We start from the raw sequence: 25,666 nt of genomic DNA, 5'->3' as shown, positions 1-25,666 counted from the left end.
TCAGTGGCTTCCTTCGGCGCTGTGGATGACGCCCGGTGGCTGGGAATCGATCCAGTGGAAGTACTTCAAGTATTGCGCGACTTCCTTGTCGCCGAGGTTTTGGTTGGGCATGGGAACGTTGTTAAACTCCTTCAGCATCGCCTTGGCGTCGGCATCGGTCTCCAGCATTTTCTCCGGCGTCTTCAGCCATCTGGTTAGCCACTCGTCGGTGCGCCGTTTGGTGATGCCAAGCAGATCCGGACCCAGCCTCTTGCCGCGTCCGATCGAATGGCAGGCCAGACATTTACTCTCGAAATCGAGCTTCGCTTGCACCGCCTCCGGATCTGTAGGGCTGGAGGTGGCCGGCATGTTGTGATGCTCGAGATCGCCTTTGTCCACCGGTTTGGCGGGGCCGGCGTCAATCAAGCCGATCGCCCCTTGCGAGGCGTTGGCGAAGTGATGGTCCACCATGATGTACTGCCCGGCTTCCGGGACGATGAACTCGACAATGGCGCTGTTGGATGAACCGAGCAGCACGGTTTGCATGCCGTGAAATTCGTTCTTCGGGTTGCCTTCGATCCAGACGCGGTCAAAGATGGTGCCGACCACGTGAAAACTGGACGTTTTGCTCGGGCCGACATTCATGACGAACAGGCGCACGCGTTCGCCCGGCTTGGCAGGAAGGGGCTGCTTGACCATGCCGTTATGCTTGCCGTTGAATACCGTATAGCTGGGCATGGCTTTTTTCAGATTGTCGCCATCGAGCAGATACAGGGGTTGTCCATCGATCTTGCGGTTTTGCGGATCGGGCTTCACGTAAAACTCGCTCTGGGTCACGATGTATTCGCGGTCGACCTTGGTCGGGTAACCCTCTCGCGGCTCGACGATGAGCGCGCCGTACATGCCTGAGGCAATGTGTTCCAGGATCATCGGCGTGCCGCAATGGAACATGAAGACGCCGGGATAATTCAAGGTGAACTCGAATTCAATCGTCTGGCCCGGTGCAATCGAGCGGTATTTGTCTTGCGGCGACACCATGGCGGCATGAAAATCCATTGAATGCATCATCGGCGCCGCGGCAAACTGCACACCCGGCACGGCTTCGTCGCTGCGGTTGGTCATGACGAATTTGATTTTGTCTCCGACGCGCGCGCGTATGGTGGGGCCCGGTACCTGATCGCCAAAGGTCCACGCACTAAATTTCACGCCGGGAGCAATTTCGATGATTTTGTGCGTGGTATCGAGTCGTATGGTCTTGACGGGCGATGGGTCGAGCGGCTTGAGCGCAGCCCCCATATTGAGCGCGGCGCCTTCGGCGAACGGTCCGGTGCGCTTTTCAGTTGAAACTTTCGCGGGCGGTGAATTGAGCTCAATCGTTGTCGTTGCAGTTGGTGCGGATGCTTTCGGTTCGACTTTGGGCGTTTCGCGGCTGCAACCACCCGTCAGCACGAGAGCCAGTGCGAACAAGGTAGCGCCTGCACGGCGAAGTATCCAACGATAACTGCATGCATGGACGATGCGCTCTTTTGAATTCACGTCTTTCTCCTTGTTCACCCGTTTTTTGAATAACGTCGCAAATGGCCTCAGCGCCCCGATGCAGGTTTCGTGGCTTTCGCTTTTCTTGAACAAATACTCTTGCTGCGGCATTTATCGCTCAGATGACGATGTGGAAACATTTCTAAAAAATTGTTCAAGGTTTTATATCGAAATGCATTTGGAATTTTAGATAACGCAACCATTACTTATTGCCTGGAACCGGACTTTAGATGCGTTGTGATTTTAGAAAATTCGCCAGTCCTCGTCGACAAGCCTGGAATTTCTTAAGCTAGATTAAGGAAATGCGCCAGGGATAACCATAGGATTTATTGCAGGGAGCAAATATGGAAAGGCGTTACATCGAAAAGCTGCATACCCGACTCTCTTTCAAGAAGAAATGACCTGCGAGCGTTCGCTCAAGGCGTCGATGAATGCGTCTCTGGTGGTTGATCGATTGCGAAAGCGAGTATGGCAAAAGTCATTGCACTACACCCCAAACACCCTGAAAGAATTTGCTGGGGCTGCGACAAGTATTGTCCGGCGCATTCATTGGCATGTGGAAACGGCTCCGAACGCGCCATGCATCCGGTTGAACTGTTCGGTGAAGATTGGCTTGAATGGAGTATGGATGGGCCCGCCAGGTCAAAGCAAAGCGAAAAATAGTGAACTGTGGGGGCAAGTAGCAGGGGAGATCGGCGCGCCCCTGCCAACGACCTGAAGCCTGCCTGTTGAGCTCGGGTGTTACAGTCGCTGCGCCTAATGAAAAATGCCGCCCGGCGTAGCGCCGGGCGGCATTATTTTTTGCTGCGGTAGTGGCTCAGTCCTTGCGGCGGCGGGCCATTCCAAAGCCGAGCAGGCCCAGGGCGAACAGCAAGGCCGACATTGGTTCCGGCACGTCGTTGGTGATTTCCTTGATCAGCTTGCCCTGGATGGCAGTGCCGAAGTCGTCGAAGCTGTCAGCTTGCGAGACGAAGGCATTGGTGCCGCCCTTGACGAAGTTATTGTAATACGCAGACAGACCCGATTCGCCGGCAATGAAAATGCCGTTGATGGTGTCCACGCCAGCCGCCAGTGCGGCATCGCGGCCGGCGCTGCCGCTCAGGCCGGTATTGCTGGCGCCGTCGCCGGAGACGTCAATCACCTGACGCAGCGACTCAAAGCCGTTGCCGGCGGCGCCGGTCTCGGTGCCGAACAGGTTAATGGCGGAAAACAGTGCAGATTGCAAGCCGGTGTTGCCGTTGAAAGAACGGGTCACGCCATTGATCGCGGTGGCAAAGCTGTTGGCGCTGGCAATGCTGTCGATCAAGGTCCAGCCCACTTTGGAGACGAACTGGCCGGCGCCGGACCATTCGACGTAGGTTACGGCGATGCCGCCGCCCTGGCTGCCCAGGATGGCGTTTTGCACAGCGGCGCTATTGAATGCATTGACGTAGCCGGTTTTCTGCAGGTTGTATTCGTTCGTGTCGACACTGCCGGACACATCGACCAGCAATACCAGTTCGAGGCCGACCGGCGTAGCCATGGCCGTGCCGGAAATCAGCGCGCTGGCTGCAAAGGCCAGCTTGGCAATCAATTTTTTGGTTAGGAAAGACATGAATTTGCTCCAGTGAAAAATTATCAAAAAGGAATTTACTTTTGATAACTAAAGCAGAATTCATGCCAATATTTTAACTTATTGATTTCATTGGAACTAAACTGGATAACGCCGTCCCGCAATACGGCCTTGTATGATTTCTCGACAAGTACTAGATGCGATTTGGCAACTTAACCCAGCAACGCGACAGCCAGGCCAACTGCCATCACCGCAGCGCTGGCGGCGGCGATATGACGGCGGATCGGCCCCGCGCCCATGCTGGCGACCATGATACATTTCACTGCGGTATTGGCCAGGATGGCAATCACGATGGCGGTACCGGCTTGCGCCAGTTGGCCATTTTCGTGATTTTGCTTGGCAACCGACAGGATCAGGGGGTCGATATCGACCGAGCCGGCCAATGCCGAGACGACGTATACTCCGGTCCCCGGTGCGTGCTCCTGTGCCAGTTTTACGATCACCAGGACGAGGGCGAACATGGCCCCGAAGCGGATTGCCGAACCCAGGCTGAAGGGATTGGCAACTGCAACGCCTTGCTGTTCAACGGGGGCATTTTCGAGCAGGCTGGCGCGATAGTGCCAAACGGCAAAAACCAGCGTGACCGCGCCCATCAGTGCGAAGGGTAGCCAGAGGGCGCGCAGCATGCTGGCGTTGACGATGGCCACCAGCGTCAAGGCGCGCACAAACATGACCAGCCATGCCAGCAGGATGCCGGCACTGAACGCGTGCGCCTGGGCCGGGTCTGGTTGCAGGCGGCTGCTACGCGCAAAATTCAAGGTCACGGCGGTGGACGATACAAGCCCGCCGGTGATGCCAGTGAGGGCAATGCCGTGCGTTGTGCCAACCCAGCGCACGGCCACGTAGCCAACCAGCGACAGGCCGGAAATAAGGATGACCAGCAACCAGAGATTGTGCGGATTGATTGCCCCAAGCGGATCGATTGTTGCGTCCGGCAAGAGCGGCAGGACGATGAAGGTGGCGATCAGCAGCTTGATGCCGGCATAGATGTCATCCACGCCGATGCGGTCCACCAGGCCATGCAGCGGCTGCTTGTATGCCAGTACGGCTGAAGTGGCGACGGCAAGTGCCACGGCCAGTGTCGCATGCCCGACCACGACCATGGCACCCAGCAGGCAGGACGCCAGTGCCGCGACTTCGCTCAGCAATCCCGAGGCATTCTCAGGATCGCGGATGCGGTTGCTGGCCTGGTTGGCCACGACGGCAATGCCGACCACGGCCAGCGTGACCACGAAAATCCAGTCCATCGCCAACTCGCGCGCCTGCCAGGCGGAAGCCGCACCAATCAGCGCCAGGAGGATATGGGTGCGAATACCACCGACTGAACGGCCCGGTTCGGCGCCGCGCTTCTTTTCGCGCTCGATGCCGATCAGGGCACCGATCGACAGGGCGATCAGAAAATTGCGGGCGACTTCAAGATCCATGGCGGGCGGCAAAAGTAATCATTGTTTACTTGCAGATTGTAAACAACATTGCTCGCCGCCGTATGACGGCGCGGATAAAATGCGTTGCGCACGATCACTGCATTGAATGCAACCCGAACATATTGCCTTCGGTATCGAGCACCAGGCTGATGAAGCCGTATTCGCCAATCGACATTTTTTCACGCTGAATTTTCCCGCCGGATGGGGACACGCGGGCTGCCTCGACTGCGCAATCCTTGCAGCCGAAATACACCAGCGTACTATTGCCTCCCGAGGGAACGCCTTCCATTTTCACCAGGCTACCGCCTGCGCCCGATTTGTTCATTTCCATTGGAAATGCCCACATTTCTCCTGCGGGTGCATTCAGGCGCTCAAGCGTTACGGCCAATACTGTTTCGTAGAATTTCCGTGCGCGTTCCATATCCTGGACATAGATTTCGAACCAGACAACGGGATTGTTTTCCATGCCAACGCTCCTGTTCAGATTGCAGCTTGAGGCCAAGGTTGCAGGCGCAAACACGGCCCGCAAATGTCACAGCATATACACGCTAATATGCCGCACGGCGCCTGCCTTGATTAAATCGAGGTACTGAAGAGATTCATTTTCGCAAGCGTAACTGACAAAAACTTCCTTCCGTTTTCCTGAAGCAGCACTCAGGTTAACCCCGCTTCCACGGGAAGTTTGCTTGTACAACAATGGCCTTAACGCGGTTCGTCATGAACCCGTTTCTTAAAGGAGGTGTTATGCAAGTTCATATGGTTGCTCCACAATTCTCTCTTACCCCCTCACTGCGCGAATATCTCGAGCGGCGCCTGCGCCACGCATTTGCACCGCTGGGTGGAAAAATCGCTGAAATCGCCGTTCGCCTGCGCGACTTGAACGGCCCGCGCGGGGGACGCGACATGCAGTGCCAGGTGTCGGTATCGATGCCGGGCATGCCGGCAGTGGTCATCCGGGAAGTGCAGGAAAATATGTATAACGCGATCGACCGCGCAGTCAAACGGGCGGCATACCGGGTGAGCCGGCTTGCATCGCGCCCGCGTCTGGCGAGAAGGCAGTCCTTGCCGGTCACGGAGCCCGAGGACTGAGCCGATCAGGCGGCGGGGCGCCGGGCAGCGTCGTCAGACGATGCAGTTCCTGCCATTGCGCTTGGCCTGATATAGCTGGCTGTCCACCTGGTCGATAAACGCTTTGGGTTCATCGTCTGGCCCCGGAATGGTCGTGCCGACGCCGATGCTTACGGACAGGATCTGGCCGGATCCCGCTCCCGCGTGCGGGATCCGTGCATGGGCGATCAGATCCAGGCAGCGCTCGGCGACTTTGCGCGCCGACCCTGCATCCGTTTCCGGCAATACGATCACGAATTCCTCGCCGCCGAAGCGGGCCAGGAAATCGCGCGGCCGCTGCACGGAGGCCGCCATCGTCTGGGCCACGCGCTTCAGGCATTCATCGCCCTGGAGATGGCCGTAGCAATCGTTGTACTGCTTGAAATGGTCGACGTCGAGGATGATCAGTGAAAGCGGTTCCTGGTTGCGCCGCGCCTGCGCCCATTCCGTTTGCAGCACGGCGTCAAACATCCTGCGGTTGGCCACTCCGGTCAGGCCATCCTTGAAAGAAAGCGCTTCCAGTTCTTTCTGCAACTGCGCCAGCTTTTCTTCATTCTGCTTGCGCTCGCTGATATCGAACATGAAGCCGATCAGCGCGTCAACTTCGCCATTTTCCTTGCGCACGACATGCACCACGTCGCGGATCCACACGTAGTGACCATCTTTTGTCATCGCGCGATAATCCGCCTCGTGATCAACTCCAGCCTTGGATTGCGAGACGCAGAAATTCACGACCTTGTCCCGGTCGTCGGGATGCATCCGATCCACCCAGTCCTGCACGCTTACCCAGCTCTGCGGCGACCAGCCCAGCAAGGGCTCGATCTGCGGGCCAATATAGGCAAACTGCATGGTGTTCCAGTCGATCTTCCAGGGGATGGCCTTGGTCGATTCCAGCAACGTCTTGTAGACAGTGGCGCTGGCTGCGGACTCCATTGAAATATCAGACATTTTTTGCCCCAAACAATGCAAATTAAAGGTGCATGCCCATAGGAATTACCGAGGCAGCCATTGTAAATGTTGCCGCCAGTCTACATCTGGTCAGGTTGCATGCGCAACAAGGGAAAAGCCACAACGGCGTGCCAAGTTGGCGGGAAGGGGGGCGTTGCTGCTTGACGGCGAGGAGAGGGCGCTGGCGCACCATGCGGTACACCAGCGCCAGATCTTTTACAGAGCGGCCAGGCTCGGATTAACGAGGCGTGCCAGGCTTGCGCAAGCGCTAGCGCAGCGCCTTTCCAGCCAGGCGCATGATGTCATCGAGCGCATTGCCGTCGCCATTCATGTCAAGCATTGAGGCAAATCCACCGCCCGCGCCCTGAGTCGTGCCCGTGGCGCTCTGCCCCCCCAGCAGGCCGCCCAGCATGCCGCCGATGCCACCAAGGCCGCCGAGCCCGCCACCGCCCTGCGCCGCCGCGCCACCCTGTTTTGCCATGTAGCCCGTCACCAGCATCGCCACTATCGGCAACATTTTCTTGAGCAGGGACGGGTCGAGCCCGGACTGCGAGGCGGCGTCCTGTGCCACTGCCCGGCTGACGTCCTTGGAACCGAAAATTTGCCCGAGTACTTCATTGCCCTGGCTGACATCGGTCGGCTGCGGCCCGAGTACTTGATCAAGCAAGCCGCCGCCCCCGAGTTGTCCCAGCAAACCGCCGAGTCCATCGATGCCGGCGGGCTGTTCCTGCGCCTGTTTCTTGAATCCGCCGAGGATGGCCGGAATGAGCGCTTCGGCGCCGCTTGCCGCCTGTGATTCGCTTACGCCCAGTTCCCGGGCCATGGACTGAAGGCCGCCCATTTGGGCAAGAATGTCAGTGATCTGCATGTGTCTGCTCCTTTGAATGAAGGGTGTGTGCCGAAGGCGCTGGCTTAGTCCAGGAGGTCTTTAGGAACGTTGCCGCCGTTGGCAGCGATGCGCGCGAGCACGGTCTTGTGCAGCCAGATGTTCATGCTTGCCGAATCTCCCATCAGGTCAGCCGGGCAACCCAATTCGGTCGCCAGTTCCTTGCGCGCCGCCAAACTGCTATCGATATCAAGAAGTTTCAGAAGGTCAACAATGGAAGTTCGCCAATTCAATTTTTGAGAATTCGCAGCGGCGCGCTGCTCAAGTTGCCCCACAACATCAACCAGGGGCACTGCCTGAGGTGCCGGTGCGGCGCCTGGTGCCGGGGCTGCGGGTGTTGCCGTTGATGGCGCTTCGTTCGGGGCTGGGGCGGGAGCCGCCGTAGCTTCGTTATTTTTACCGATGCCCAGTTTCGCAAGAATATTGCTGAAAAATCCCATGTTGAGCTCCTTGATTGCAAGACGGCTTGCCCAGGCGAATTGCCGAGGCGTCTATCCTTCTGGCTCGCTAATCATACATTACTCAAATCTCGTCTCTGTCCGGCAGCAGAAGGCCGCGTTGAACGCCGACCTGGGCCCTTGTCGCCAAACCCGAAATTTTATTTCACAGCAAAGCAATAGAGCAGTCCGGCGCCACCGGTACTTTGCAATCCCTCGGGATGGCATCCTCGGGAGGGATGGGACGAATTCCATGAGGCGGCCCATGAAGATTCGATGGGGCCGGCACGGTCATGATGTCCCAGCATTGCCGAGTCGCCAGTGCCACCCTTGGTCCAGTTTCCACACGTCATATCGCCAAATGGCGCACCGGGAAACGCCGTGCCGTCGGGGCGTGTGCCTGTGAGGATATCGTGGTTGTTGGGCTTTTCTGTTCGGCCATTGACGATGTTCCCCTTCTCGTCCAATGCGGTCTGTTTCGTCACATTGTTGTTAGCCGAGTGCAGGTCGTCGACATTCCTGGCAATCACGATGCCGTTGAAATTCTGCCACGGGCCGGCGCCAATGCGGTCACGGGCATTGACGAATTTCGGATCATTCAGCGCGGCAGCCTGGGTGCTCAGGTAAGCGCGCCAGGTGCGATGGCCGGCGCCCGCTGCCTTGGCGAGCGACTGGCAGTGCATATCCGCGCCGTCGAGGCCTCCCAGGTCGCCACCCTTGCCGGGGCCGGCGCTCGTTACAAAAAAGGTCATTGCCTCTGCACTCGGTTTCGGTGGCTCCGGGCTTGCGCATCCTGCCAGTATCGTTACGCTGCTCACGACCAAGCTTATCGTCCACATCATTCGTGCCATCGCAAACTCCTGTAGTTGGGCGGGTTTGATCTGCGCTAATCTTTAATTGGGCACCTTAAGGCGGAGCGTCGTCTTGCGATAAAACAGAATCGATGGCAGCTTTTGACGCGCTACGCAACATGTTATACGCCACGCTCGATGCTGGCTTGCCATCTTCTGTCATTTATTATTCCGGATGGCGTCATGGCAAGCTCGCGGTCTCACTATAGCCGGGGCTGTCGGAATGCATGTTTTACAGGCCATGGTAATGTGCAAATTTTCAGCGCCATGCACTTGAAGTTCCGTCATGTCCCTTCGCTGGCAGTCCAGGCAAGGTAATCGGAAACGGCTCAGCATCCCAAAGTGAACCTGTTGATAATGGATGATCGCCTTATCGACGGATGCCCGGGCTGGTTTCCCAGTCGCTGCTCGGCGCCGATGGGGTAGGACGACGCGCGTCTCCCGCGCCAGTCGCAGTGCCCGGAGTGCCGCTGGGAACCGCCGCCCGGCCACAAGCTGAGCAAATCTCAACTTTGCCAATGGCCGAATTCGCCATGGCGAGGTCAAGGGCGCGCGCTTTGCCTTCAAGGTCAGATGGGTAGCTGGCCCACGTACGCTTGAAGCTGTCGTTTTTTAAGTCTTCGTATTCCTTACGGTATCGGCCCTCTGTATCGAATGTGAACCTGGCGTGGTGTTGCGCGAGCCGGCACGCTTCAGCTTCCCGCGGGTGATGCCCGACCCGAATTGCAATGAACCGCTCGGGTTCTGGGAAGCTGGTATTAAGCTTCCGCATTTTTGCCAATGCGTCGGCCTTGATGTCTTCACAGTCATTGGCGCCAGACGCTACAGCTTGAGGCGCGCCCCCCGGCCCGAAGTGGTTTCTCGCGACACATCGGCGCCCGCCGGATTGCACGGCATTGCATGCCTGTTCGGCTGCCGCGTACTGCTCCTGGCGGTGCTGGCGTTCGGAGATACGCTGTTCGGGGGTTACGCCCGGACATCCTCCATCGAGCATGTCCATGACGGTCCTGGTTATGAACATGACTGTTTCCGTGCTGGTGGTAATCGATGCGTTCGAAGGAATCTTGATGGCGATGAGTTGCAGGTTTCTTGCATCACATTCCTTGGGAGACCAGCCGCCACCCTGGCGCGCTGGAGCGTCGGTCCTGGTGTTTTTCTCCATGGTGTCTGCCGCAGTCATGCTTTCGCGAGCTGGCGGGGCTTTCCCGGTCAACTGGGTCATGCGCGCATCATAGCCGCAGAGATGGGCCATGGACATTGCCTGCAAATAGCTTGCTTCGGCGGGGCCGGTCGGCCTGGCGCCCTTGATGGATTCATAGCGTTCGTAGTCGCCTGCCTTCAGAAAGGCAAGCATGTCAGTTTCCTGCTTTTGCCTTCGTCGTACTTCGGCCTGGGGCAATGTCTGCAGGAAGGAATGCATGTGCCCGGGATTCGGGCCTCCTCCTAGCGATCCGAAAAAGTCCCCGCCCGACACGTTCTGGGCCTCGGCAACTTCCTTTTCCAGCTTCGCAATGTTGTCGGGGCGCGGCGTGGCATGGGACCGTGCCCTTGCGAGCCGTTCCCGTCGGACGGTCAGGGCATTTTGCCGGTATGCCTCGAACTGCGATTCGCAGCCATCGAGGTCAAGCGTTCGCCCGGCATTTGCAGCAAACGATGGCAAGGCGGCTAACAAGAACGGCAGGCAGGCCGCGAGCCTCATGAAAGACCATCTCTGTGCCATATTGCTCTCCTTGCGCCCAAGTTGTATTCGCTGGCCCCGATGACGAAGACCATTGATGTCACTCGCGGACAGGCTTGGGGGACGCTATCGGGTTTTGTCGGAAAATATCAAGTTTATGTTGCCATGAATTAATGATGCTGGCAATCAAGCATGCGCAGGTGCAGGAGGCGGCATATGTGCGGAGAGACTGTGCGGTGGTCGCGGTGTCAGACCGCCTGACGCACCGCACTCCTGTCCGACCTTCAGTCCTGCTTGACGCAGTCCACGAAATAGCCGCGCTTGCCATCCACCTCGCGCGTGACCAGGCCATGCACGTCGGTTTCAAAGCCCGGGAATTTCTCGTTGAAGTCGCGCGCAAAGCGCAGGTAATCGACGATGGTCCGGTTGAAGCGTTCACCCGGGATCAAGAGCGGAATGCCGGGGGGGTAGGGCGTCAGCAGGATGGCCGTGACACGGCCTTCGAGCGCATCGATGGCCACGCGTTCGATATCGCGGTGCGCCATCTTGGCAAACGCATCGGAGGGTTTCATCGCCGGTTGCATGTCGGATAGGTACATTTCGGTCGTCAGGCGCGCCACGTCGTAGGACTTGTACATGTCGTGGATCTGGTGACACAGGTCGCGCAGGCCGATGCGCTCGTAGCGCGGGTTGGCAGCGGCGAATTCCGGCAGGATGCGCCAGATCGGCTGGTTCTTGTCGTAGTCGTCCTTGAACTGCTGCAGCGCGGTCAGCAGCGTGTTCCAGCGGCCCTTGGTGATGCCGATGGTGAACATGATGAAGAACGAGTACAGGCCGGCCTTTTCGACGATGACGCCGTGCTCGGCCAGGTACTTGGTCACGATCGACGCCGGGATGCCGGTGTCGCCGAAGGTGCCGTCCAGTGACAGGCCAGGGGTGACCACGGTTGCCTTGATCGGGTCGAGCATGTTGAAGCCCGGCGCGAGCTTGCCGAAGCCATGCCAGTCGTCTTCGGCGCGGATGATCCAGTCGTCCTGGGTGCCGATGCCGTCTTCGGCGAACGTGTCGGGCCCCCAGACCTTGAACCACCAGTCCTGGCCGAATTCGGCATCGACCTTCTTCATGGCGCGGCGGAATTCCAGCGCTTCGCGGATGCTTTCCTCGACCAGGGCAGTGCCGCCGGGGGCTTCCATCATGGCCGCGGCAACGTCGCACGAGGCGATGATGGCGTATTGCGGCGAGGTCGAGGTATGCATCAGGTACGCTTCGTTGAAGGTGTCGCGGTCAAGCTGCACCGTTTCCGATTCGCGCACCAGGATTTGCGATGCCTGCGACAGACCTGCCAGCAGCTTGTGCGTCGATTGCGTCGAGAAGATCAGCGATTCCTTGGCGCGCGGACGGTCCTTGCCGATGGCGTGCATGTTCTTGTAAAAGTCGTGGAAGGTGGCGTGCGGCAGCCAGGCTTCATCGAAGTGCAGGGTGTCGATCTTCCCGTCCAGCATTTCCTTCAGCGTCTCGACGTTGTAGACCACGCCGTCGTAGGTCGATTGCGTAATGGTCAGGATGCGCGGCTTCTTGTTGACCGCTTCGCGGGCGAACGGGTTGGCCTCGATCTTGCGCGCAATGCTCTCGGGGGTGAATTCTTCCAGCGGAATCGGGCCGATGATGCCGAGGTGGTTACGCGTCGGCATCAGGAACACGGGGATTGCGCCGCACATGATGATCGAGTGCAGGATCGACTTGTGGCAATTGCGGTCCACCACTACGATGTCGCCTGGCGCAACAGTCGAGTGCCAGACCATCTTGTTGGAAGTGGAGGTGCCGTTCGTGACGAAGTAGCAGTGGTCGGCGTTGAAGATGCGCGCGGCATTACGCTCGGAGGCCGCAACCGGGCCGGTATGGTCGAGCAGCTGGCCGAGTTCCTCGACGGCGTTGCAGACGTCGGCGCGCAGCATGTTCTCGCCGAAGAACTGGTGGAACATCTGGCCGATGGGCGACTTCAGGAAGGCCACGCCGCCGGAGTGGCCGGGGCAGTGCCACGAATACGAGCCATCCTGGGCGTAATGCACCAGCGCGCGGAAGAATGGCGGCGGCAGGCTGTCCAGGTAAGACTTCGCTTCGCGGATGATGTGGCGCGCGACGAATTCCGGCGTGTCTTCGAACATGTGGATGAAGCCATGCAGCTCGCGCAGGATATCGTTGGGGATATGGCGCGAGGTGCGGGTTTCACCGTACAGGTAGATCGGAATGTCGGCATTCTTGTGGCGGATTTCCTCGACGAAGGCGCGCAGCGATTTCAGCGCGGTTTCGACCTCGTCGTCGGTGCCGCCGCCGAATTCCTCGTCGTCGATCGACAGGATGAAGGCGGATGCGCGCGATTGCTGCTGGGCGAACTGCGACAGGTCACCGTAGCTGGTGACGCCGACGACTTCCATGCCTTCCTGCTCCATTGCGTTGGCCAGGGCGCGAATGCCCAGGCCCGAGGTATTCTCGGAACGAAAATCTTCGTCAATGATGACAATTGGGAAACGGAATTTCATCGAGGACTCCAGCAGCCTGTAAAAATGCGGTCATGAAAGGCAGGGCGCGCCGGTGCGCGGGAAAGGCCCTGCCGTTTTAAAAAACGGGATTGTCGCAGATATGCGGCAACGGTGGGGGAAATTCAAATGCGATCGTAGGTAACGAAGGCGAAATCGCAGGCGTTGGCTTCGGAATGATGGCTTTCCCGCGCCGTTTCGCGCCATGCCGCAGGATCGAAGGCCGGCAGGAAAGTATCGCAGGCAAACGTCTTGGCGATCTCGGTCACGATCAGTCGCTGCACCTGCGGCAAGGCCGCGGCGAAGATTTGCGCGCCGCCGATCACGAAGGCTTCGCCATCGCCTGCCAGTTGGGCCGCTTCTGCCAGCGAACCGACCGCCTCGACGCCATCATGGCGCCAGTCCGGATTGCGGGTAATGACGATGTTGCGGCGGTTGGGCAGGGGCTTGCCGATCGAATCGAAAGTCTTGCGCCCCATGATGATGGGATGGCCGGTGGTGGTGCGCTTGAAAAAGGCCAGGTCTTCCGGCAGGCGCCAGGGCAGGGCATTGTTCAGGCCGATGCCGCGCTGGGCGTCGATGGCGACGATGATGGTCAGGCGTTGTGACATGGGATGACGATCCGCAGGTGGGCAAACTGTCATCTTATATCAGGTTTCCTTCACATAGGTACCCGGCGCGTCGCAAAGGACCGGATAGTCGGGCAGTCCAATTCCAGGGGGCGCTTGCAGCGGGCCGCAGCCTTCGTGCAGCCAGCTACACCAGTCGGTCCACCAGGAACCGGCCTCCTTTTTTTGCTCGGCCAGCCAGGTTTTGCTATTGGTGACCCCGCCAGCCTCGCCGGCCCAGTACTCGCGCTTGGACGTAGGGCCGGGCGGGTTGATGATGCCGAGAATGTGGCCGGATGTCGACAGGACATAGCGCACCGGACCCTTGACCAGGGCAGCAGTCTTGAAGGTGCCAGCCCAGGGCGTGATGTGGTCCTCGGTGGTGCCGACTGAGTACAAGGGTTGGGTAATACGACCAAGATCGATTTTCTGGCCATCAAGCACGATGGCATCTTTTTTCGCCAGGTTGTTATCGACATAAAACTGGCGCAGGCAGAACAGATGCATGGCGCGTGGCAGGCGGGTACTGTCGCTGTTCCAGTAGAGCACATCCAGCGAGGGCGGGGTTTCGCCATACAGGTACTTGTGCACCACGTAATGCCAGATCAGGCTGTTCGGCCGCAGCAGGCGGAATGCGGACGATAGTTGCTTCTTGTCGAGGAACCCCTGTTTTTCCATCAGCTGCTCGATGGTCGCCAGGCTGTGCTCGTTGATGAAAGCCTCGATTTCGCCGGGACGGGAGAAATCCGCCAGGGAAGCCAGCAGGGTCCAGTGCGCCACGGGGACCTGGGCCGGCTTGAACTTGCTGTTCAGCAGCGCCATCAGCGCAGTCAGGGCGGTGCCGCCAATGCAATAGCCGATAGCATGCACCTTTGGCGCGCCGGTAATCGCGCAAGCCGCTTCAATCGCCTTCAGCATGCCCTTCAGCAGATATTTCTCGAAGGTGTTATCGGCCATGTCGGCACCCGGATTTTTCCAGCTGATCATGAAGACTGTGAATCCTTCATTAACCAGGTGGCGTACCATGCTTTTTTTCTCGTTCAAGTCCATGATGTAGAACTTATTGATCCATGGCGGCGTGATCACGATTGGCATGGCGCGCACCTTTTTGCCGGCCGGATGGTACTGGATCAATTCGAACAGTTCGTTGCGGAATACGACCGATCCGGGCGTGGTCGCGATGTTCTTGCCAACCTCGAAAGCCGGGTCGTTGCCCATCATTTGCACGTCGCCCGCCTTGACATCGGCCATGAAGTGCTCGATGCCCTTGGCCAGGCTGGCGCCACGGGTTTGCATGGCCTTGTGAATGGCGACCGGATTGGTCAGGAAGAAATTGCTGGGCGCGAGGGCATTGAACCACTGGCGGGTCCAGAATGCCGCGGCATGGCGATCCTTGCTGTCTGCGCCGGGCGAGTCATAGACGGCGCGCTCGAGCCAGCGGGTGTAGGCGAGGTAGTTTTGCACCATGAGCGAATTGCCCAGGTTTGCCTGCCATTCGGGATCCTGGAAGCGTTCATCGCCGTCCGCGATTTTTTCCGTATTCTTGCCGCCACCGCCGACCATCGTGGTCAGCGCATTCAGGTTGAGCATCCACAAGCTCGCCGCCAACTCGCGTTGCGCTTCCAGTTGCTGCTGCGGGTGCCGCAGCCAGGCTTGCTGGATCTTGAAAAAGGTGCTGCCGATGCCAAACGGATCCAGATGCATGGTCTCTCTCGTTCTTTGCAGGAATGGAAACAGGCTCTCGCCGACTCCCGCATTGGTCCGTGGGTACTATGACAAGTCGGCAATAGAAATATTACTCCTAATCAAGAAAATAGTTGCGAAATTTACTTCAGTCGTCGTTTTTATGTTTAGTGCGACATCAGTACCGGTATCGTCATGGCAGTCAGCACCGTGCGTGTTACGCCGCCGAGGAGAATTTCCCGGAAACGCGAATGACCGTACCCGCCCATGACAATCAGGTCGGTGCCAAGATCTGCCGCCAGTGACAGCAGGGCATCGCCGACGTTGTCGGTGGGCTTGTTCGGCAATAGTTCGGCGCGGACGCCATGGCGGGCAAGGTACAGTGCAATATCTTCCCCGGCAAGTGGGGCACTGGCGTCGGCGCCCGGCTGGTTGAACAGTGCAACCTGGACCAGTTCGGCCTGGCGCAGAAACGGCAGTGCATCCGTGACGGCGCGGGTGGCCGAGCGCCCGCCATCCCAAGCCACCAGAACGCGATTGCCGACGGTGGCAAACGTGCCGGTATGCGGAATGATCAGGGCCGGGCGCCCGCCCGTGAAAACGACGTATTCGGGGAAGTCCGAGAGGGTCATTGCGACGGTTGCAGCGGGGTCGAACTGACCGATCACCACCAGGTCGCTGTAGCGCGCCAGTTCGCTCAGCCCGCCGGAAGCATCGTCGTCCACCAGGCGTTTTTCGAATGTTGGCAGGCCTTCAGCCAGCACCAGCGGCTCGGCCTGGTCAAGCACGCGCCCGGCGCGCTCGCGCAGCTGCTCGATGTGGATCGCCAGGTTGGGGTCAGGCGGCAGCGTGGCACCGCCCTGGAAAGCGTAGCGGGAAATGCCGGTTGCCGCCGCGCCGATCAGGTGGGCGTCATGCGCTCTGGCCAGCGCCGCGGCAATGCGGGTGCGCTCGACGGAGTGACTGGAGTCATCCAGCTGCACCACGATTGTTTTGTAAGCCATGTCCATCTCCTTCGTAATTGATTTTTGCCGGTGAAAGCGGTTCAGTTGAACCACTTGTATTGCCTGATTTATACCGCATTTCTGGCAGCAGTGGTCGCGCTGGCAGCATAGGGATCGCTTTGCGCGTGCTCAAGGATGATTGGTCCGGGCCTGCCAGAATGAAGGATTTAGGGAAGCTGGCTGCGGCACTATCCGGCTTGTCGCACGCGTCATGGATCCGTACAGGCGACTTGGGTCTGAGGCGGAATCCTGCGCTCAACTGCCAAGGAGAAGGATCATGCAAGGTTGGAATATGCAAAATATGTACACTCCGATGACGAATATGTATCAGACGCAACTCGAAGCGTCGCGACGCCTGGCCGATGCATTTTTCAGTGGCGCTGAAAAAATCGACCATGTATTACTGACAGCGTCGCATCGTGCCTGGACCGACCAGTTACGCTTCGTGCAGTCGCTGGTCGCGGTGCGCGATCCGCAAGGTGCGGCGGATGCGCAGGCCAAGTTTTTTTCGCTGCGCCCGGATCGCGCCATGAATTATCAGCGTGATCTCATGAAGGTATTCACCGAAGTACAATCCGAAATCGGCAAGTCGATGCGCAGCTACGTGGAGCAGGTGGGTAGTGGGGTTGCCCCGGATTTTGCAGCAGGGATCGCGCCGGAGGATACCAGCGAGCAGGAAACTTACAATCCGATCGCCGCCAATCCATTAACGGGGATGTTTACTGCCTGGCAGTCGGCTTTCCGGGAGGCAGCATCTGCCGCAAACCGGAATATGGAAACTGCGAGAAATACCTTCGAGAACGCCGCCAGTGCAGGATACGAACATGCCGAGCAAGCCGTGGATGACGCTGTCGACGAAATGACGGCCGGGCGGGAAAAGCGCAGCACGGCGCATCACAATGGCAAGCGCAAATAAATCCTGAAAAAGTGCCCTGCCGTCAGGCAGGGCTTTTTTTTTTGCGTCAGGCGGATGCCATTTGGCCGTTGCCTGCAGCTTTCAGTTTGCGCGCTGCGAGCTGCTTGGCGCGTGAACTGGACGGCGGCAGGCGGCGCAAGGTCTTGAGCGAATCGATATCCTTGATGCCGATCGAGCGCTGGTCGACGCTGATCAGGCCGATTTCATTGAATGCCGACAGGGTCCGGCTGACTGTTTCCAGCGTCAGGCCCAGATAACTGCCGATTTCATGGCGCGTCATGCGCAGGTTGAAGAGTTTGCTGGAATAACCCATCTCGGCATAGCGATCCGACAGGGATACCAGGAAACGGGCGACACGCGCTTCGGCGGAAAGGGCACCGAGCATGCTGACCATGCCTTGTTCGCGCACCAGCTCCCTGCTCATGACGCTGTACATGGCATGCTCGAATTCGGCATGGGTGCGTCCGAGCGCCGTGAGCTTCTTGAAGGGCAGCAGGATCAGGTCGCAGTTCGACAGGGCTACGGCTTCCGAAGCGTGGTGCTTGGTGTGGATGCCGTCAACGCCGAACAAATCCCCTTTCATGGGGAAGCTCAGCACTTGCTCATTGCCGAATTCATCGATGAGGACGGTTTTCAGGAAGCCGGAATGCACGACATACAGGCTGTCGAACGCCTGGCCGATGGTATGCACGCGTTGCCCGGTCTTGAATTGTACGTGCTGGAACAGCAATTCGTCGTCGGCCAGGGTCGTTGCTGCTGGAATCCGCAGCAGTTCGCATAATTCCTTCAAATTTGACCAGAGTTTTCCCTGGCGCTGCCAGCCGGTTTCGTGCGGCGACAAATGCGAGACTGGTTGTGGTGGCTCGATCCGAATTTCAGAGGGGGGCGAGGACAGCATGGCATCTCCTGTTCCAAAAATACATACAGTTACTGTGACAACCCTGAGGAATTGCCGCCAATCTTGCAGTCGCTGCGGGATTTTCTGGGGATCGGTACCTTGATTCGTTCGAAAAAAACCATCCGCAACTGCGTTCTTTGCGCTCTTTACGGTGCGCTTCCGTTTGCCGACCAGGAACAACCTGTTGACTCAGGATGTCGCCTGGTTTGCTGGCAGTAAATGAGGCGCAATTCGGGCAGAGCCTGATCAATGCGGCGGGTCAAACCTGTTGACTCCGCCGAGGGATACAAGCTGTCCAAGACCACTCCAATACTATGGAAATACTTGGGTCAAATGCGCCAATTACTGAGAGAAAGTATGGGGGGGGAGGGGGTTATTTGCTATCGGTGAGCGCTGAATAGGCTCGTAGGATAAAGAGTGGTGATGTAGGTGATTTCCTACGTCGCAAATGCCGTTCGGAAATTTAACGATTAAATTTTGAGCGGCGTGAGAAGGCGGTGCTCAACTGCGTACTGGACCATTTCAGCGAGCGAATGCATATCCATCTTGTACAGGATACGGGTCTTGTGCGTGCTGACAGTCTTGGCACTGAGATGCAGAAGGTCGGCGATTTCGCCGATGGTCTTGCCGCCAACCAATAAACTGAAGACCTCGAATTCGCGGTCTGATAGTTTTTTGTGCGGAAAATCTTCGTTGGATGGCATGGCATCCATGGCCAGTTGCTCCGCAACCTCGATACTGATGTAGGGACGGCCAGCCGCTACCTTGCGGATGGCGCTCAAGAGCTGGGTGCCCGCGCTTTCCTTGGTCAGGTAACCGCGGGCACCGGCACGAATCGCACGGATGGCATACTGGTCTTCTTCGTGCATGGTCAGGATCAGGATGGGCAGTTTGGGCGACTCATCCTTGATCTGGCGAATCAGTTCGACGCCGCTGCGCCCGGGCATGGACAAGTCCAGCATTAACAGGTCGAAGCCACCCCGGCGCACGTGCGAGAGCGCTTCGAAGCCGTCGACGGCTTCACCCACGACTTCGATGTCTTCGGCGCCATCAAGGATGCGCTTCAAGCCTTCACGCATGATCGTGTGATCATCGGCAATAACGATACGGATCATGTTATTGCTTGTCTTGTGCGTTGCCGGCATGCTTTGTTATGCGGTAGACCAGAACGGGAATCTGGCAGGTAGACAATACCTTCGTGGTGGTACTTCCCAACAGCGCCTGGCCCCAGCCGCTGCGGCCGTGCGAACCGATGAAAATCAGGTCGCAGCCTTGCTGTTCGGCGGTGTGGACGATTTCGCGTGCGGCGACGTCGGAAAAAATCGTGATCCCCGACGATGGCACGCCCGCGGCCTGTGCAGCGTCCGCAATGACTTGCAGGTGAAGCTCGCCAAGCTTGCGCATCGAGATCAGGTATTCGTCTTCCGAGGGGAAGTTGGGCGGGATGATTTCGATAAAGACCGGGTACTGGTATTCCGGGGCGACAAACAGTCCGACAACCTCGGCCCCCAGTTGCTGGGCGAATTCGACGCCTGCGCGGGCAGCCGCCTTGGAAATTTCAGAACCGTCGGTCGGAATCAGGATTTTCTTGTACATAAGCCTACCGCCTTACATGTTCAACTTGCTTGTTCAATAATCAAGCCCACCTGCACAGCCAGCGGGAAGATGTGTAAATAATTGTTAATAATAACAAATTATGATCAGTTACAGCGACATCGATGAACAGGAATCGATGATTGCCTTGCCAAGCGCTCAAATTGGCCTTGCATGAATAGTATTATTAAAGTGCTATCAAGGCAACTGGCAGTTTGGAGAGTCAATAAATCCTGGTATTTCCGCTGGCGCCATTAATAGGAAAGCCGGTAACGGTAGCCTTTGTAATTGAAGACGGCGGCATTGGGCAGCATTTTTTCCAGTCGGACGCCCGGCGCGGCTTCGGCACCTTCATGCAGCAAGCGCTTGTTGACGAGTAACTGGCGTTCGCGCGGATTGTCGGAATAGATGTAGCCGCCGATCGCCAGGGCCGGCAATTCGCGCTGGATTTGTTCCGGCAATTCGCCGGGGGACGATACGCCAGCTTCCGGCGTGAGTGCGGTACTGAGCCGCAGGTCGCTGGCAGTAGCACCGCCGGAGACTGTTGGCGACGGTGGCTGCACTGCCGATGGCTTTGCCATGGTGGAGGCGGGCGCTGATTTTGCTGTCTCCCGCGGACGGGGTGTCACCGGGCTGCGAGGTTTGGCCGCGTCGCGTTCAACCGGTTTGGGTAGTTCTGGCGGCGGGGTGACCACGACAATTTGCGGTGACGGGGAAGGGGTCGACGAGACGGCTGTGGGCGCGCCGGTGGGCGCAGCCGGCTCGGGTTGTGTCGCGGCCACCTGGCTGGATTGCGTCGCCTGCGACTGCCAGGGCTGCAGCCATGCCAGTAGCACGCCAACGCCCACCAGCACTGCGGCAATGACCATCAGCACCTTGTTGCTGTGCGCCGGGGCGGAGCCGCGGGGCAAGGCTGCTGCAGGCTGGACGTGCAAGCCGGGTATCTGGCCGATATGGCGTTCGGCTTCGGCCTTTTTCAGAGCGTCGAGAATATAGGACATCGCGTCACTCTCCTGCCAGTGTGTTAGTGAGAGGCGGGTGTATCTGCAGGTGCGGTTCCGGGACGCCAGCGGCACTGTTCAGGAACATCAGTGTACGTGCGCCGACGATGCCATCTGGCTGCAAGCCATGCGTTTTCTGGAATTGCCGCACATCGCGCGCCATGGTGACGCCGAAAGCCTGGCCCGGCACAGATTCGACGCCACCGTCGATGCGGGACAGCTGGGCACTGAGCCAGTCGACGGTTTCGCCGGTATGGCCGGGACTGATCTTGCCGCTATAGCCTGGCGGCGCGCGCCAGAAGGTTACGAATTCACCCTTGAAATGCTTTTGCAAAGTCTTGAGATCGACTTCACGGTCTTGTTCGCTGCCGGGAAAACGCAATTCGGCTTTGGTGTCGCTTAAACCCGTCAGCAGCGCATGATGCCTGCGTTGCTTGTCGTCTTGCAGCTTCAGGATGGCGGGCCGGTTCAGCAGGCGAAGTTCTGCCAGGCCGCCTGTGCTGGTGTGGCAATGCACGTTGCGGCTTTGGACCGCGGCGCACGGGTCATCCTTGCCCAGCGCGATGCCCCACAACTGACCCAGCAGGCGGAAGGCTGCGGACTGGTCTTGTGTTGCTTCCACAAGCAAGGGGGCAAGCTCTGTCGAAGCCAGCGCCTGCGTTGTTGCGACCGGCGTACGGGCAGGCGAGGGCATCCCCGCGCGCTGCCATGCGTAATTTGTGGAGATGTCGTGCGACAGTTTGTACTTTCCCGCTTGTGCAGCCAGAACGGCTTGCACCGCCGGGTCAGGGGCGGCGCCATGTAGCTGCCAGGCCCAGGCGAGTGCGCCCGTCAGCATTGCGCCGGCAATCCCTGCGATTGCCAGCTGCCAGTGCCTCGCGGCCGCACCGGTTGTTCCGTTGTCGACGTCGAAAACCTCGCGGGCTGCCTGCTCGATGATGGCGGGGGTGATTTCACTGCGGCTGGCGGCATAAGCGCCCAGCAAGGCACGGTCACACAAGAGGTTGATGCGCCGGGGGATGCCGCGCGTGAGGCGGTGTATCTTCGGCATCAGCGCCGCCGGGAAGGGGTGCAGCGCAGCGGCACCCGCGATCGACATGCGGTAATGGATGTAGCCAGCGGTTTCTTGCGGCGACAGCGCATCCAGGTGATAGCGGGCGATCACGCGCTGGGCTAACTGTTCCAGTTCCGGGCGCGCAAGCATGGCGCGCAATTCCGGTTGGCCGATGAGGATTACTTGCAGCAGTTTGCGTTCGCTGGTTTCCAGATTGGTCAGCAGGCGCAATTGTTCCAGCACTTCCGGTGTCAGGTTTTGCGCTTCGTCGATGATCAGGACATTATTTTTGCCTGCTGCATGGCTTTGCAAGAGGTAGGCATTGAGGGCATCGACGCAGGCTTTTGCCGAGGCCTCTGCCGTTGCTGGGGCGCCCGGCTCGATGCGGAATTCCTCGCAAATCGATTGCAGCAATTCGCCGACCGAAAGCTTCGGATTGAAAATATAAGCGACATGGCAGTTTTCCGGGATTTGCTCCAGCAAACAGCGGCACACGGTGGTTTTTCCTGCGCCGATTTCTCCCGTCAGCAGGACGAAGCCGCCGCCACTGCCCACGCCATACAGCAAATGGGCCAGCGCCTCGCGGTGCCGTTCGCTCATGAACAGATAGCGCGGATCTGGCGCAATCGAGAAGGGTACCTGTTTGAGTTGGAAAAATTGGGTATACATGGTCGGGTCGAAATGACGGCCGCATAACTTGAAAAACAGCAATTACATCTGGCCAGCGGCAAGGCTAGCATAAACATTTGCCTGGCGGCTAACGGATAACGCAAACCGTGCGCGGATGTCGCTTTCTTTTCAAGTCCGGGAATGTTCTGGCAGGAAGGGGTCTAATTTGCAAAGTGGGTCAGGATCATCGATCCGGTGCCCTTGCTTGGGTGAATTTCAGGAAAGTGGAGGATCAATGAAAAACCCCTGGACCAAGAAAAATCCCTTTCTCAGTATGTGGCTGAGCGGGGCGAATGCGGTTGCCGGTGCGGCGCGCAGCCGCGCGACGGCCGAAGCGCGCCGCCAGACCGCCCTCATGATGGCGCAGGGCAGCCGGCAGATGGCAGAATTATGGGGCGAGGCCGTGGGGGTGCCACGGAAGAAAAGAAGGAAAAAGGCCCGCTGATTGCAAAATTTCAGGCAATCAGCAGGGCTTCATGCATCAGCGAGCCGGTGCGGTCGCCCGGTTTGGCTTGCTTTTCCTGAGGTCTTTCTCATGGTGCAGCTCTTCGCTGCTTGGGATCGCGATCGGGTCGCTGGCGGGAAACGTCATTTCAATGGCGTGGTCCAGTGACTCTTCTTCCTCGTCATTGCCGGCGCAATATTGCTGACTGCCCTGTGTGCTCGGCAATTCCGCAACGGGATCGCTGGCCGGAAAGCTTTCATCGACGGCCTCATCCAGCAATGCCTCGGTACGTTCGTCCGGATTGTCCGAGGTGGTTTTCCTTTCGTGTAAATCTGCCCAGGATGCATCCCTGGAGGAAATATCCTTGGGGATAATTTCCTGAGGTGAATCACCTTGCGATGAGGGTAATTTCGAAGAATTTACTTCCTTCTGTGCCGGCTTTGCTTGCGGTGCGACTTTACGGGGTGCAGTCATAAATTTCCTCCACTATGTTTTAAGACAGGCGGTGATGGATCGCAGTTGCTGCAATAGCTGCATGAGCTGCAGCAACACAGATCTGGCTAAGTCCATGCACGACATCACCAGCAGCAAACAAGCCTGCAACCGAGGTTTCCATGTTGTGGCTGACAATCAGGTTGCCGCTCTCATCGCATCTGGCACCCAATTGGGTGGCAATGCCGGAAAGCACCATGCAGCCCAACATTGAATACAAGGTATCGAAAAGGAGTGCCTGGCCGTCCTTCACCTTTAACCCAATAATCTGCTTCCCGGAAACTTGCACTTCAGAGATCGGATCCTCGATCAGTTTGATGTTTGCTTCATATAAAAGTTTGCATTGCTGCTCATTTAATTTGTCGCCATTACCTAAAGTCATCAATGTAAGATCGTCCGTGTAGCGGCGAATGAAAAGCGCTTCTTTTACACCGTTATCGCCCATGCCAAAGATGCCGACTTTTTGTCCCTGTACCTCGTAGCCATCGCATATCGGGCAATGACGCAAAAATCCCCGGCGAATGGCATTATCAAAATCCGGCAGGGCCGGCTCGATATCGGCAGAGCCGGTTGCCAGCAATAGGGTACGTGCCGCCAGAGTTTGCCCATCGTAGTGGGCGATGAACATGTCTTTTGCATCGTGTTCCAGTTTCTCCACGATACCTTGATTTATCGTTGCGCCATATCGGCAGGCTTGCAAGCGCAGGCGCGTCAAGAGCTCATTGCCGCTTATGCCTTCGGGGAATCCGGGATAATTGTGCGATGTCGGGATCAGTGATGCCCGGCTTTTGCCTGCGTCAATGACGCGTGCGCTACGGAGAAATCGACCGAGGTAGATTGCGGCTGTCAAGCCGGCCGGGCCGCCCCCGACAATCAGGCAGTCCAAAGGAGAATCGGTATTGTTGGCTTGTGCCACTGCAGCTCCGTTTCCTGGATATTTACAGGAAAGCAGCAGGTTTCATGCCAATGCTCAGGACGCCGGGTGCCGGCTGTTAAAAATGCCGGTGAGAAGAAACTGTGATGTTAAAAAAACTGTGACCATTCCGCGATCCAGCCGGGAAGCGCCTTGAAGGCCATCGGCTTGGCGATATAGTAGCCTTGCGCATTGGTACAGCCAAGCTTGTGCAGCAAGTCCCAGTCCTGGCGCGTTTCCACGCCTACCGCTGTCGATTCGCGCTTGAGTTTTTGCGCCAGTTCCAGGCTGGACGCCAGTGCCAGGCCCAGCGTTTCGTTGCGGGCGGCGCCGACCACGAAGGAGCGGTCGATCTTCAGTTCGGAAAACGGGATGCGCAACTGGTGCTGCAGGCTGGTATTGGCCGTGCCATAGTCATCTACTGCCAGCACGAAGCCTTTCATGCGCAGCCTGGCCAGGTTTTCCAGAAAACCCGGCAGCTCGGTCCTGGAGGCTGATTCAGAGATTTCAATGGTGATGCTGGCGGGATCGACGTCATGCGCAGCCATGCAGCTGGCGAAATGGTCGGCGAATTCCAGTGCGTCCAGCGGTTGCGAGGCAAGGTTGATGGAAACGCCGATCGGATGGCCGGCATCATGCAAGGCGCGACAGGCCGCCGCCGATTTCCTGATGATGCTCCAGCTGAGCAGGTCGATGCGGCTGCTCGCTTCGAGTTGCGGAATAAAGGCGTGCGGAGCGATCACGCCAAGTTGCGGATGTTCCCAGCGGGCGAAGGCTTCAACGCCCTTGACCTTGCCGCTGGCGAGTTCCACCTTGGGCTGGAAGTAAGGCACGAACTGGTCGTCCTGCAAGCCTTGCAGGATATCTTCGAGTGTCGGCGTTGCCGGCAGGTCGGTCGTCGCCTGAAGCCGGACAGGCGGGGCAGTGTAGCGGCGCAACAGGGCTTCAAGCCCCTCCGGGGTGGCTGGCTTGGTGATCGTGCCCAGCAGGTTGACGCCATAGGCCTGCGACATGGATTCGACCGAGAAAATGAGCGAAGGATCGAGCGCGCTGGCCAGGATGATCGAAACCGGATTGGCGCTCTTGCCCATGTGGCGGATCAGCTCCATGCCATCCATGCCGGGCATGTTCAGGTCGATGAAACAGATGTCGATATGGCGCTGCGGGTCTTCCAGAAGCGCCAGGGCAGTGAGGCCATCGGCGGCCTCAATGACCCCGGTGGCGCCGAGGTTGGCCAGCATGGCCACCAGCCAGCGGCGCTGGAATTCATTGTCTTCCACGACCAGGCAGGTCAGATCGGCAAGCGGCATCGGAAATCTTCCTTGATTTTTCGGCAGGGGCGTCTCGCGCCGGATTATCCCATTTTCCGGCGGGTAACAACGCGCGCAGCAGGAA

At 58.3% G+C, this 25,666-nt stretch carries 25 protein-coding genes; 4 read left to right on the top strand and 21 right to left on the bottom strand.

The window, feature by feature from the left end; genetic code table 11:
* Positions 1-1,626 carry a multicopper oxidase domain-containing protein gene (locus tag EKL02_RS14025; protein WP_128902624.1) on the bottom strand — a complete coding sequence of 542 codons (1,626 nt, stop codon included), beginning with the start codon at positions 1,624-1,626 and terminating at the stop codon, positions 1-3.
* Positions 1,627-1,983: 357 nt separating this feature from the next.
* Here EKL02_RS14025 and EKL02_RS14020 point away from each other — a divergent pair, with 357 nt between their 5' ends.
* On the top strand, positions 1,984-2,178 hold the full coding sequence (locus EKL02_RS14020) for a DUF3079 domain-containing protein (RefSeq protein ID WP_128902623.1): 195 nt from the start codon (positions 1,984-1,986) through the stop codon (positions 2,176-2,178).
* A gap of 154 nt (positions 2,179-2,332) precedes the next feature.
* Here EKL02_RS14020 and EKL02_RS14015 read toward each other — a convergent pair whose 3' ends face one another.
* The 3 genes from EKL02_RS14015 to EKL02_RS14005 all read right to left on the bottom strand — a co-directional run bounded on the left by EKL02_RS14015 (position 2,333) and on the right by EKL02_RS14005 (position 5,017).
* Entirely contained in the window at positions 2,333-3,109 is a 777-nt protein-coding gene (locus EKL02_RS14015) for a DUF1194 domain-containing protein (protein WP_128902622.1), read from the bottom strand.
* A gap of 170 nt (positions 3,110-3,279) precedes the next feature.
* The gene (locus EKL02_RS14010) at positions 3,280-4,551 is read right to left on the bottom strand and encodes an MgtC/SapB family protein (protein WP_128902621.1); all 1,272 of its coding nucleotides are present in this window, start codon (positions 4,549-4,551) and stop codon (positions 3,280-3,282) included.
* 94 nt (positions 4,552-4,645) lie between these two features.
* Positions 4,646-5,017 carry a VOC family protein gene (locus EKL02_RS14005; RefSeq protein WP_128902620.1) on the bottom strand — a complete coding sequence of 124 codons (372 nt, stop codon included), beginning with the start codon at positions 5,015-5,017 and terminating at the stop codon, positions 4,646-4,648.
* Between the two features lie 278 nt (positions 5,018-5,295).
* Between EKL02_RS14005 and EKL02_RS14000 the strand changes: the two genes are divergently transcribed.
* The gene (locus EKL02_RS14000) at positions 5,296-5,640 is read left to right on the top strand and encodes an HPF/RaiA family ribosome-associated protein (protein ID WP_128902619.1); all 345 of its coding nucleotides are present in this window, start codon (positions 5,296-5,298) and stop codon (positions 5,638-5,640) included.
* 33 nt (positions 5,641-5,673) lie between these two features.
* Here EKL02_RS14000 and EKL02_RS13995 read toward each other — a convergent pair whose 3' ends face one another.
* The 9 genes from EKL02_RS13995 to EKL02_RS13955 form a co-directional block, all read right to left on the bottom strand.
* Positions 5,674-6,606: a sensor domain-containing diguanylate cyclase gene (locus EKL02_RS13995; RefSeq protein ID WP_128902618.1), complete on the bottom strand. Its 933-nt coding sequence runs from the start codon at positions 6,604-6,606 to the stop codon at positions 5,674-5,676.
* 268 nt (positions 6,607-6,874) lie between these two features.
* On the bottom strand, positions 6,875-7,474 hold the full coding sequence (locus EKL02_RS13990; protein WP_128902617.1) for a DUF937 domain-containing protein: 600 nt from the start codon (positions 7,472-7,474) through the stop codon (positions 6,875-6,877).
* A 44-nt stretch (positions 7,475-7,518) separates the two neighbouring features.
* Positions 7,519-7,932: a DUF3597 domain-containing protein gene (locus EKL02_RS13985; RefSeq protein ID WP_128902616.1), complete on the bottom strand. Its 414-nt coding sequence runs from the start codon at positions 7,930-7,932 to the stop codon at positions 7,519-7,521.
* Between the two features lie 158 nt (positions 7,933-8,090).
* Positions 8,091-8,681, bottom strand: coding sequence for a hypothetical protein (locus EKL02_RS13980; RefSeq protein WP_241687722.1), 591 nt, complete (start codon positions 8,679-8,681; stop codon positions 8,091-8,093).
* 469 nt (positions 8,682-9,150) lie between these two features.
* Entirely contained in the window at positions 9,151-10,500 is a 1,350-nt protein-coding gene (locus EKL02_RS13975) for a hypothetical protein (RefSeq protein ID WP_128902615.1), read from the bottom strand.
* Between the two features lie 242 nt (positions 10,501-10,742).
* Positions 10,743-12,998 (bottom strand): arginine/lysine/ornithine decarboxylase, encoded by a 2,256-nt coding sequence (locus EKL02_RS13970; protein WP_128902614.1) that lies wholly within the window; start codon positions 12,996-12,998, stop codon positions 10,743-10,745.
* Positions 12,999-13,120: 122 nt separating this feature from the next.
* A complete protein-coding gene (locus EKL02_RS13965) occupies positions 13,121-13,606 on the bottom strand; it encodes a dihydrofolate reductase (RefSeq protein ID WP_128902613.1) in 486 nt (161 codons plus the stop codon).
* 39 nt (positions 13,607-13,645) lie between these two features.
* A complete protein-coding gene (locus tag EKL02_RS13960; protein WP_128902612.1) occupies positions 13,646-15,307 on the bottom strand; it encodes an alpha/beta fold hydrolase in 1,662 nt (553 codons plus the stop codon).
* Positions 15,308-15,453: 146 nt separating this feature from the next.
* Entirely contained in the window at positions 15,454-16,290 is an 837-nt protein-coding gene (locus EKL02_RS13955; protein ID WP_128902611.1) for a universal stress protein, read from the bottom strand.
* A gap of 322 nt (positions 16,291-16,612) precedes the next feature.
* Here EKL02_RS13955 and EKL02_RS13950 point away from each other — a divergent pair, with 322 nt between their 5' ends.
* Positions 16,613-17,206 carry a phasin family protein gene (locus EKL02_RS13950; RefSeq protein ID WP_164932025.1) on the top strand — a complete coding sequence of 198 codons (594 nt, stop codon included), beginning with the start codon at positions 16,613-16,615 and terminating at the stop codon, positions 17,204-17,206.
* A 46-nt stretch (positions 17,207-17,252) separates the two neighbouring features.
* Here the strand turns inward: EKL02_RS13950 and EKL02_RS13945 are convergent, their stop codons facing one another.
* The 5 genes from EKL02_RS13945 to EKL02_RS13925 all read right to left on the bottom strand — a co-directional run bounded on the left by EKL02_RS13945 (position 17,253) and on the right by EKL02_RS13925 (position 22,421).
* Positions 17,253-18,104 carry a helix-turn-helix domain-containing protein gene (locus tag EKL02_RS13945; RefSeq protein WP_128902609.1) on the bottom strand — a complete coding sequence of 284 codons (852 nt, stop codon included), beginning with the start codon at positions 18,102-18,104 and terminating at the stop codon, positions 17,253-17,255.
* A 470-nt stretch (positions 18,105-18,574) separates the two neighbouring features.
* Positions 18,575-19,219: a response regulator transcription factor gene (locus EKL02_RS13940; RefSeq protein WP_128902608.1), complete on the bottom strand. Its 645-nt coding sequence runs from the start codon at positions 19,217-19,219 to the stop codon at positions 18,575-18,577.
* Between the two features lies 1 nt (position 19,220).
* Entirely contained in the window at positions 19,221-19,700 is a 480-nt protein-coding gene (locus EKL02_RS13935) for a universal stress protein (RefSeq protein WP_128902607.1), read from the bottom strand.
* A gap of 251 nt (positions 19,701-19,951) precedes the next feature.
* On the bottom strand, positions 19,952-20,698 hold the full coding sequence (locus EKL02_RS13930) for a general secretion pathway protein GspB (RefSeq protein ID WP_128902606.1): 747 nt from the start codon (positions 20,696-20,698) through the stop codon (positions 19,952-19,954).
* Positions 20,699-20,702: 4 nt separating this feature from the next.
* Entirely contained in the window at positions 20,703-22,421 is a 1,719-nt protein-coding gene (locus EKL02_RS13925; protein WP_128902605.1) for an ExeA family protein, read from the bottom strand.
* A 235-nt stretch (positions 22,422-22,656) separates the two neighbouring features.
* On the opposite strand from EKL02_RS13925, the gene EKL02_RS13920 reads away from it, so the two are divergent.
* Positions 22,657-22,866 carry a hypothetical protein gene (locus tag EKL02_RS13920; RefSeq protein WP_128902604.1) on the top strand — a complete coding sequence of 70 codons (210 nt, stop codon included), beginning with the start codon at positions 22,657-22,659 and terminating at the stop codon, positions 22,864-22,866.
* A gap of 36 nt (positions 22,867-22,902) precedes the next feature.
* Here the strand turns inward: EKL02_RS13920 and EKL02_RS18410 are convergent, their stop codons facing one another.
* The 3 genes from EKL02_RS18410 to EKL02_RS13905 all read right to left on the bottom strand — a co-directional run bounded on the left by EKL02_RS18410 (position 22,903) and on the right by EKL02_RS13905 (position 25,581).
* Complete coding sequence (locus EKL02_RS18410) at positions 22,903-23,340, bottom strand: hypothetical protein (protein ID WP_206732400.1); 438 nt, start codon at positions 23,338-23,340, stop codon at positions 22,903-22,905.
* Positions 23,341-23,359: 19 nt separating this feature from the next.
* Positions 23,360-24,274: an NAD(P)/FAD-dependent oxidoreductase gene (locus tag EKL02_RS13910; RefSeq protein WP_164932024.1), complete on the bottom strand. Its 915-nt coding sequence runs from the start codon at positions 24,272-24,274 to the stop codon at positions 23,360-23,362.
* Between the two features lie 107 nt (positions 24,275-24,381).
* Positions 24,382-25,581: an EAL domain-containing response regulator gene (locus EKL02_RS13905; protein ID WP_128902602.1), complete on the bottom strand. Its 1,200-nt coding sequence runs from the start codon at positions 25,579-25,581 to the stop codon at positions 24,382-24,384.
* Between the last annotated feature and the right edge of the window lie 85 nt (positions 25,582-25,666).

Origin of the sequence: Janthinobacterium sp. 17J80-10 (genome assembly GCF_004114795.1) — a bacterium.
Classification (GTDB): domain Bacteria; phylum Pseudomonadota; class Gammaproteobacteria; order Burkholderiales; family Burkholderiaceae_D; genus Paucimonas.
Note: the sequence above shows the minus strand (reverse complement) of the source record. Positions and strands in the feature narration are given on the sequence as shown.

What these genes read in the sequence shown, in the direction of transcription:
- EKL02_RS13965 (WP_128902613.1), bottom strand. Translation starts at nt 13,606, where the DNA reads ATGTCACAACGCCTGACCATCATCGTCGCCATCGACGCCCAGCGCGGC.
- EKL02_RS13950 (WP_164932025.1), top strand. Translation starts at nt 16,613, where the DNA reads ATGTATCAGACGCAACTCGAAGCGTCGCGACGCCTGGCCGATGCATTT.
- EKL02_RS13960 (WP_128902612.1), bottom strand. Translation starts at nt 15,307, where the DNA reads ATGCATCTGGATCCGTTTGGCATCGGCAGCACCTTTTTCAAGATCCAG.
- EKL02_RS13975 (WP_128902615.1), bottom strand. Translation starts at nt 10,500, where the DNA reads ATGGCACAGAGATGGTCTTTCATGAGGCTCGCGGCCTGCCTGCCGTTC.
- EKL02_RS13925 (WP_128902605.1), bottom strand. Translation starts at nt 22,421, where the DNA reads ATGTATACCCAATTTTTCCAACTCAAACAGGTACCCTTCTCGATTGCG.
- EKL02_RS14005 (WP_128902620.1), bottom strand. Translation starts at nt 5,017, where the DNA reads ATGGAAAACAATCCCGTTGTCTGGTTCGAAATCTATGTCCAGGATATG.
- EKL02_RS18410 (WP_206732400.1), bottom strand. Translation starts at nt 23,340, where the DNA reads ATGACTGCACCCCGTAAAGTCGCACCGCAAGCAAAGCCGGCACAGAAG.
- EKL02_RS14000 (WP_128902619.1), top strand. Translation starts at nt 5,296, where the DNA reads ATGCAAGTTCATATGGTTGCTCCACAATTCTCTCTTACCCCCTCACTG.
- EKL02_RS13980 (WP_241687722.1), bottom strand. Translation starts at nt 8,681, where the DNA reads ATGACCTTTTTTGTAACGAGCGCCGGCCCCGGCAAGGGTGGCGACCTG.
- EKL02_RS14020 (WP_128902623.1), top strand. Translation starts at nt 1,984, where the DNA reads ATGGCAAAAGTCATTGCACTACACCCCAAACACCCTGAAAGAATTTGC.
- EKL02_RS14015 (WP_128902622.1), bottom strand. Translation starts at nt 3,109, where the DNA reads ATGTCTTTCCTAACCAAAAAATTGATTGCCAAGCTGGCCTTTGCAGCC.
- EKL02_RS13995 (WP_128902618.1), bottom strand. Translation starts at nt 6,606, where the DNA reads ATGTCTGATATTTCAATGGAGTCCGCAGCCAGCGCCACTGTCTACAAG.
- EKL02_RS13970 (WP_128902614.1), bottom strand. Translation starts at nt 12,998, where the DNA reads ATGAAATTCCGTTTCCCAATTGTCATCATTGACGAAGATTTTCGTTCC.
- EKL02_RS14010 (WP_128902621.1), bottom strand. Translation starts at nt 4,551, where the DNA reads ATGGATCTTGAAGTCGCCCGCAATTTTCTGATCGCCCTGTCGATCGGT.
- EKL02_RS13985 (WP_128902616.1), bottom strand. Translation starts at nt 7,932, where the DNA reads ATGGGATTTTTCAGCAATATTCTTGCGAAACTGGGCATCGGTAAAAAT.
- EKL02_RS13945 (WP_128902609.1), bottom strand. Translation starts at nt 18,104, where the DNA reads ATGCTGTCCTCGCCCCCCTCTGAAATTCGGATCGAGCCACCACAACCA.
- EKL02_RS14025 (WP_128902624.1), bottom strand. Translation starts at nt 1,626, where the DNA reads ATGCCGCAGCAAGAGTATTTGTTCAAGAAAAGCGAAAGCCACGAAACC.
- EKL02_RS13905 (WP_128902602.1), bottom strand. Translation starts at nt 25,581, where the DNA reads ATGCCGCTTGCCGATCTGACCTGCCTGGTCGTGGAAGACAATGAATTC.
- EKL02_RS13935 (WP_128902607.1), bottom strand. Translation starts at nt 19,700, where the DNA reads ATGTACAAGAAAATCCTGATTCCGACCGACGGTTCTGAAATTTCCAAG.
- EKL02_RS13920 (WP_128902604.1), top strand. Translation starts at nt 22,657, where the DNA reads ATGAAAAACCCCTGGACCAAGAAAAATCCCTTTCTCAGTATGTGGCTG.
- EKL02_RS13990 (WP_128902617.1), bottom strand. Translation starts at nt 7,474, where the DNA reads ATGCAGATCACTGACATTCTTGCCCAAATGGGCGGCCTTCAGTCCATG.
- EKL02_RS13930 (WP_128902606.1), bottom strand. Translation starts at nt 20,698, where the DNA reads ATGTCCTATATTCTCGACGCTCTGAAAAAGGCCGAAGCCGAACGCCAT.
- EKL02_RS13955 (WP_128902611.1), bottom strand. Translation starts at nt 16,290, where the DNA reads ATGGCTTACAAAACAATCGTGGTGCAGCTGGATGACTCCAGTCACTCC.
- EKL02_RS13940 (WP_128902608.1), bottom strand. Translation starts at nt 19,219, where the DNA reads ATGATCCGTATCGTTATTGCCGATGATCACACGATCATGCGTGAAGGC.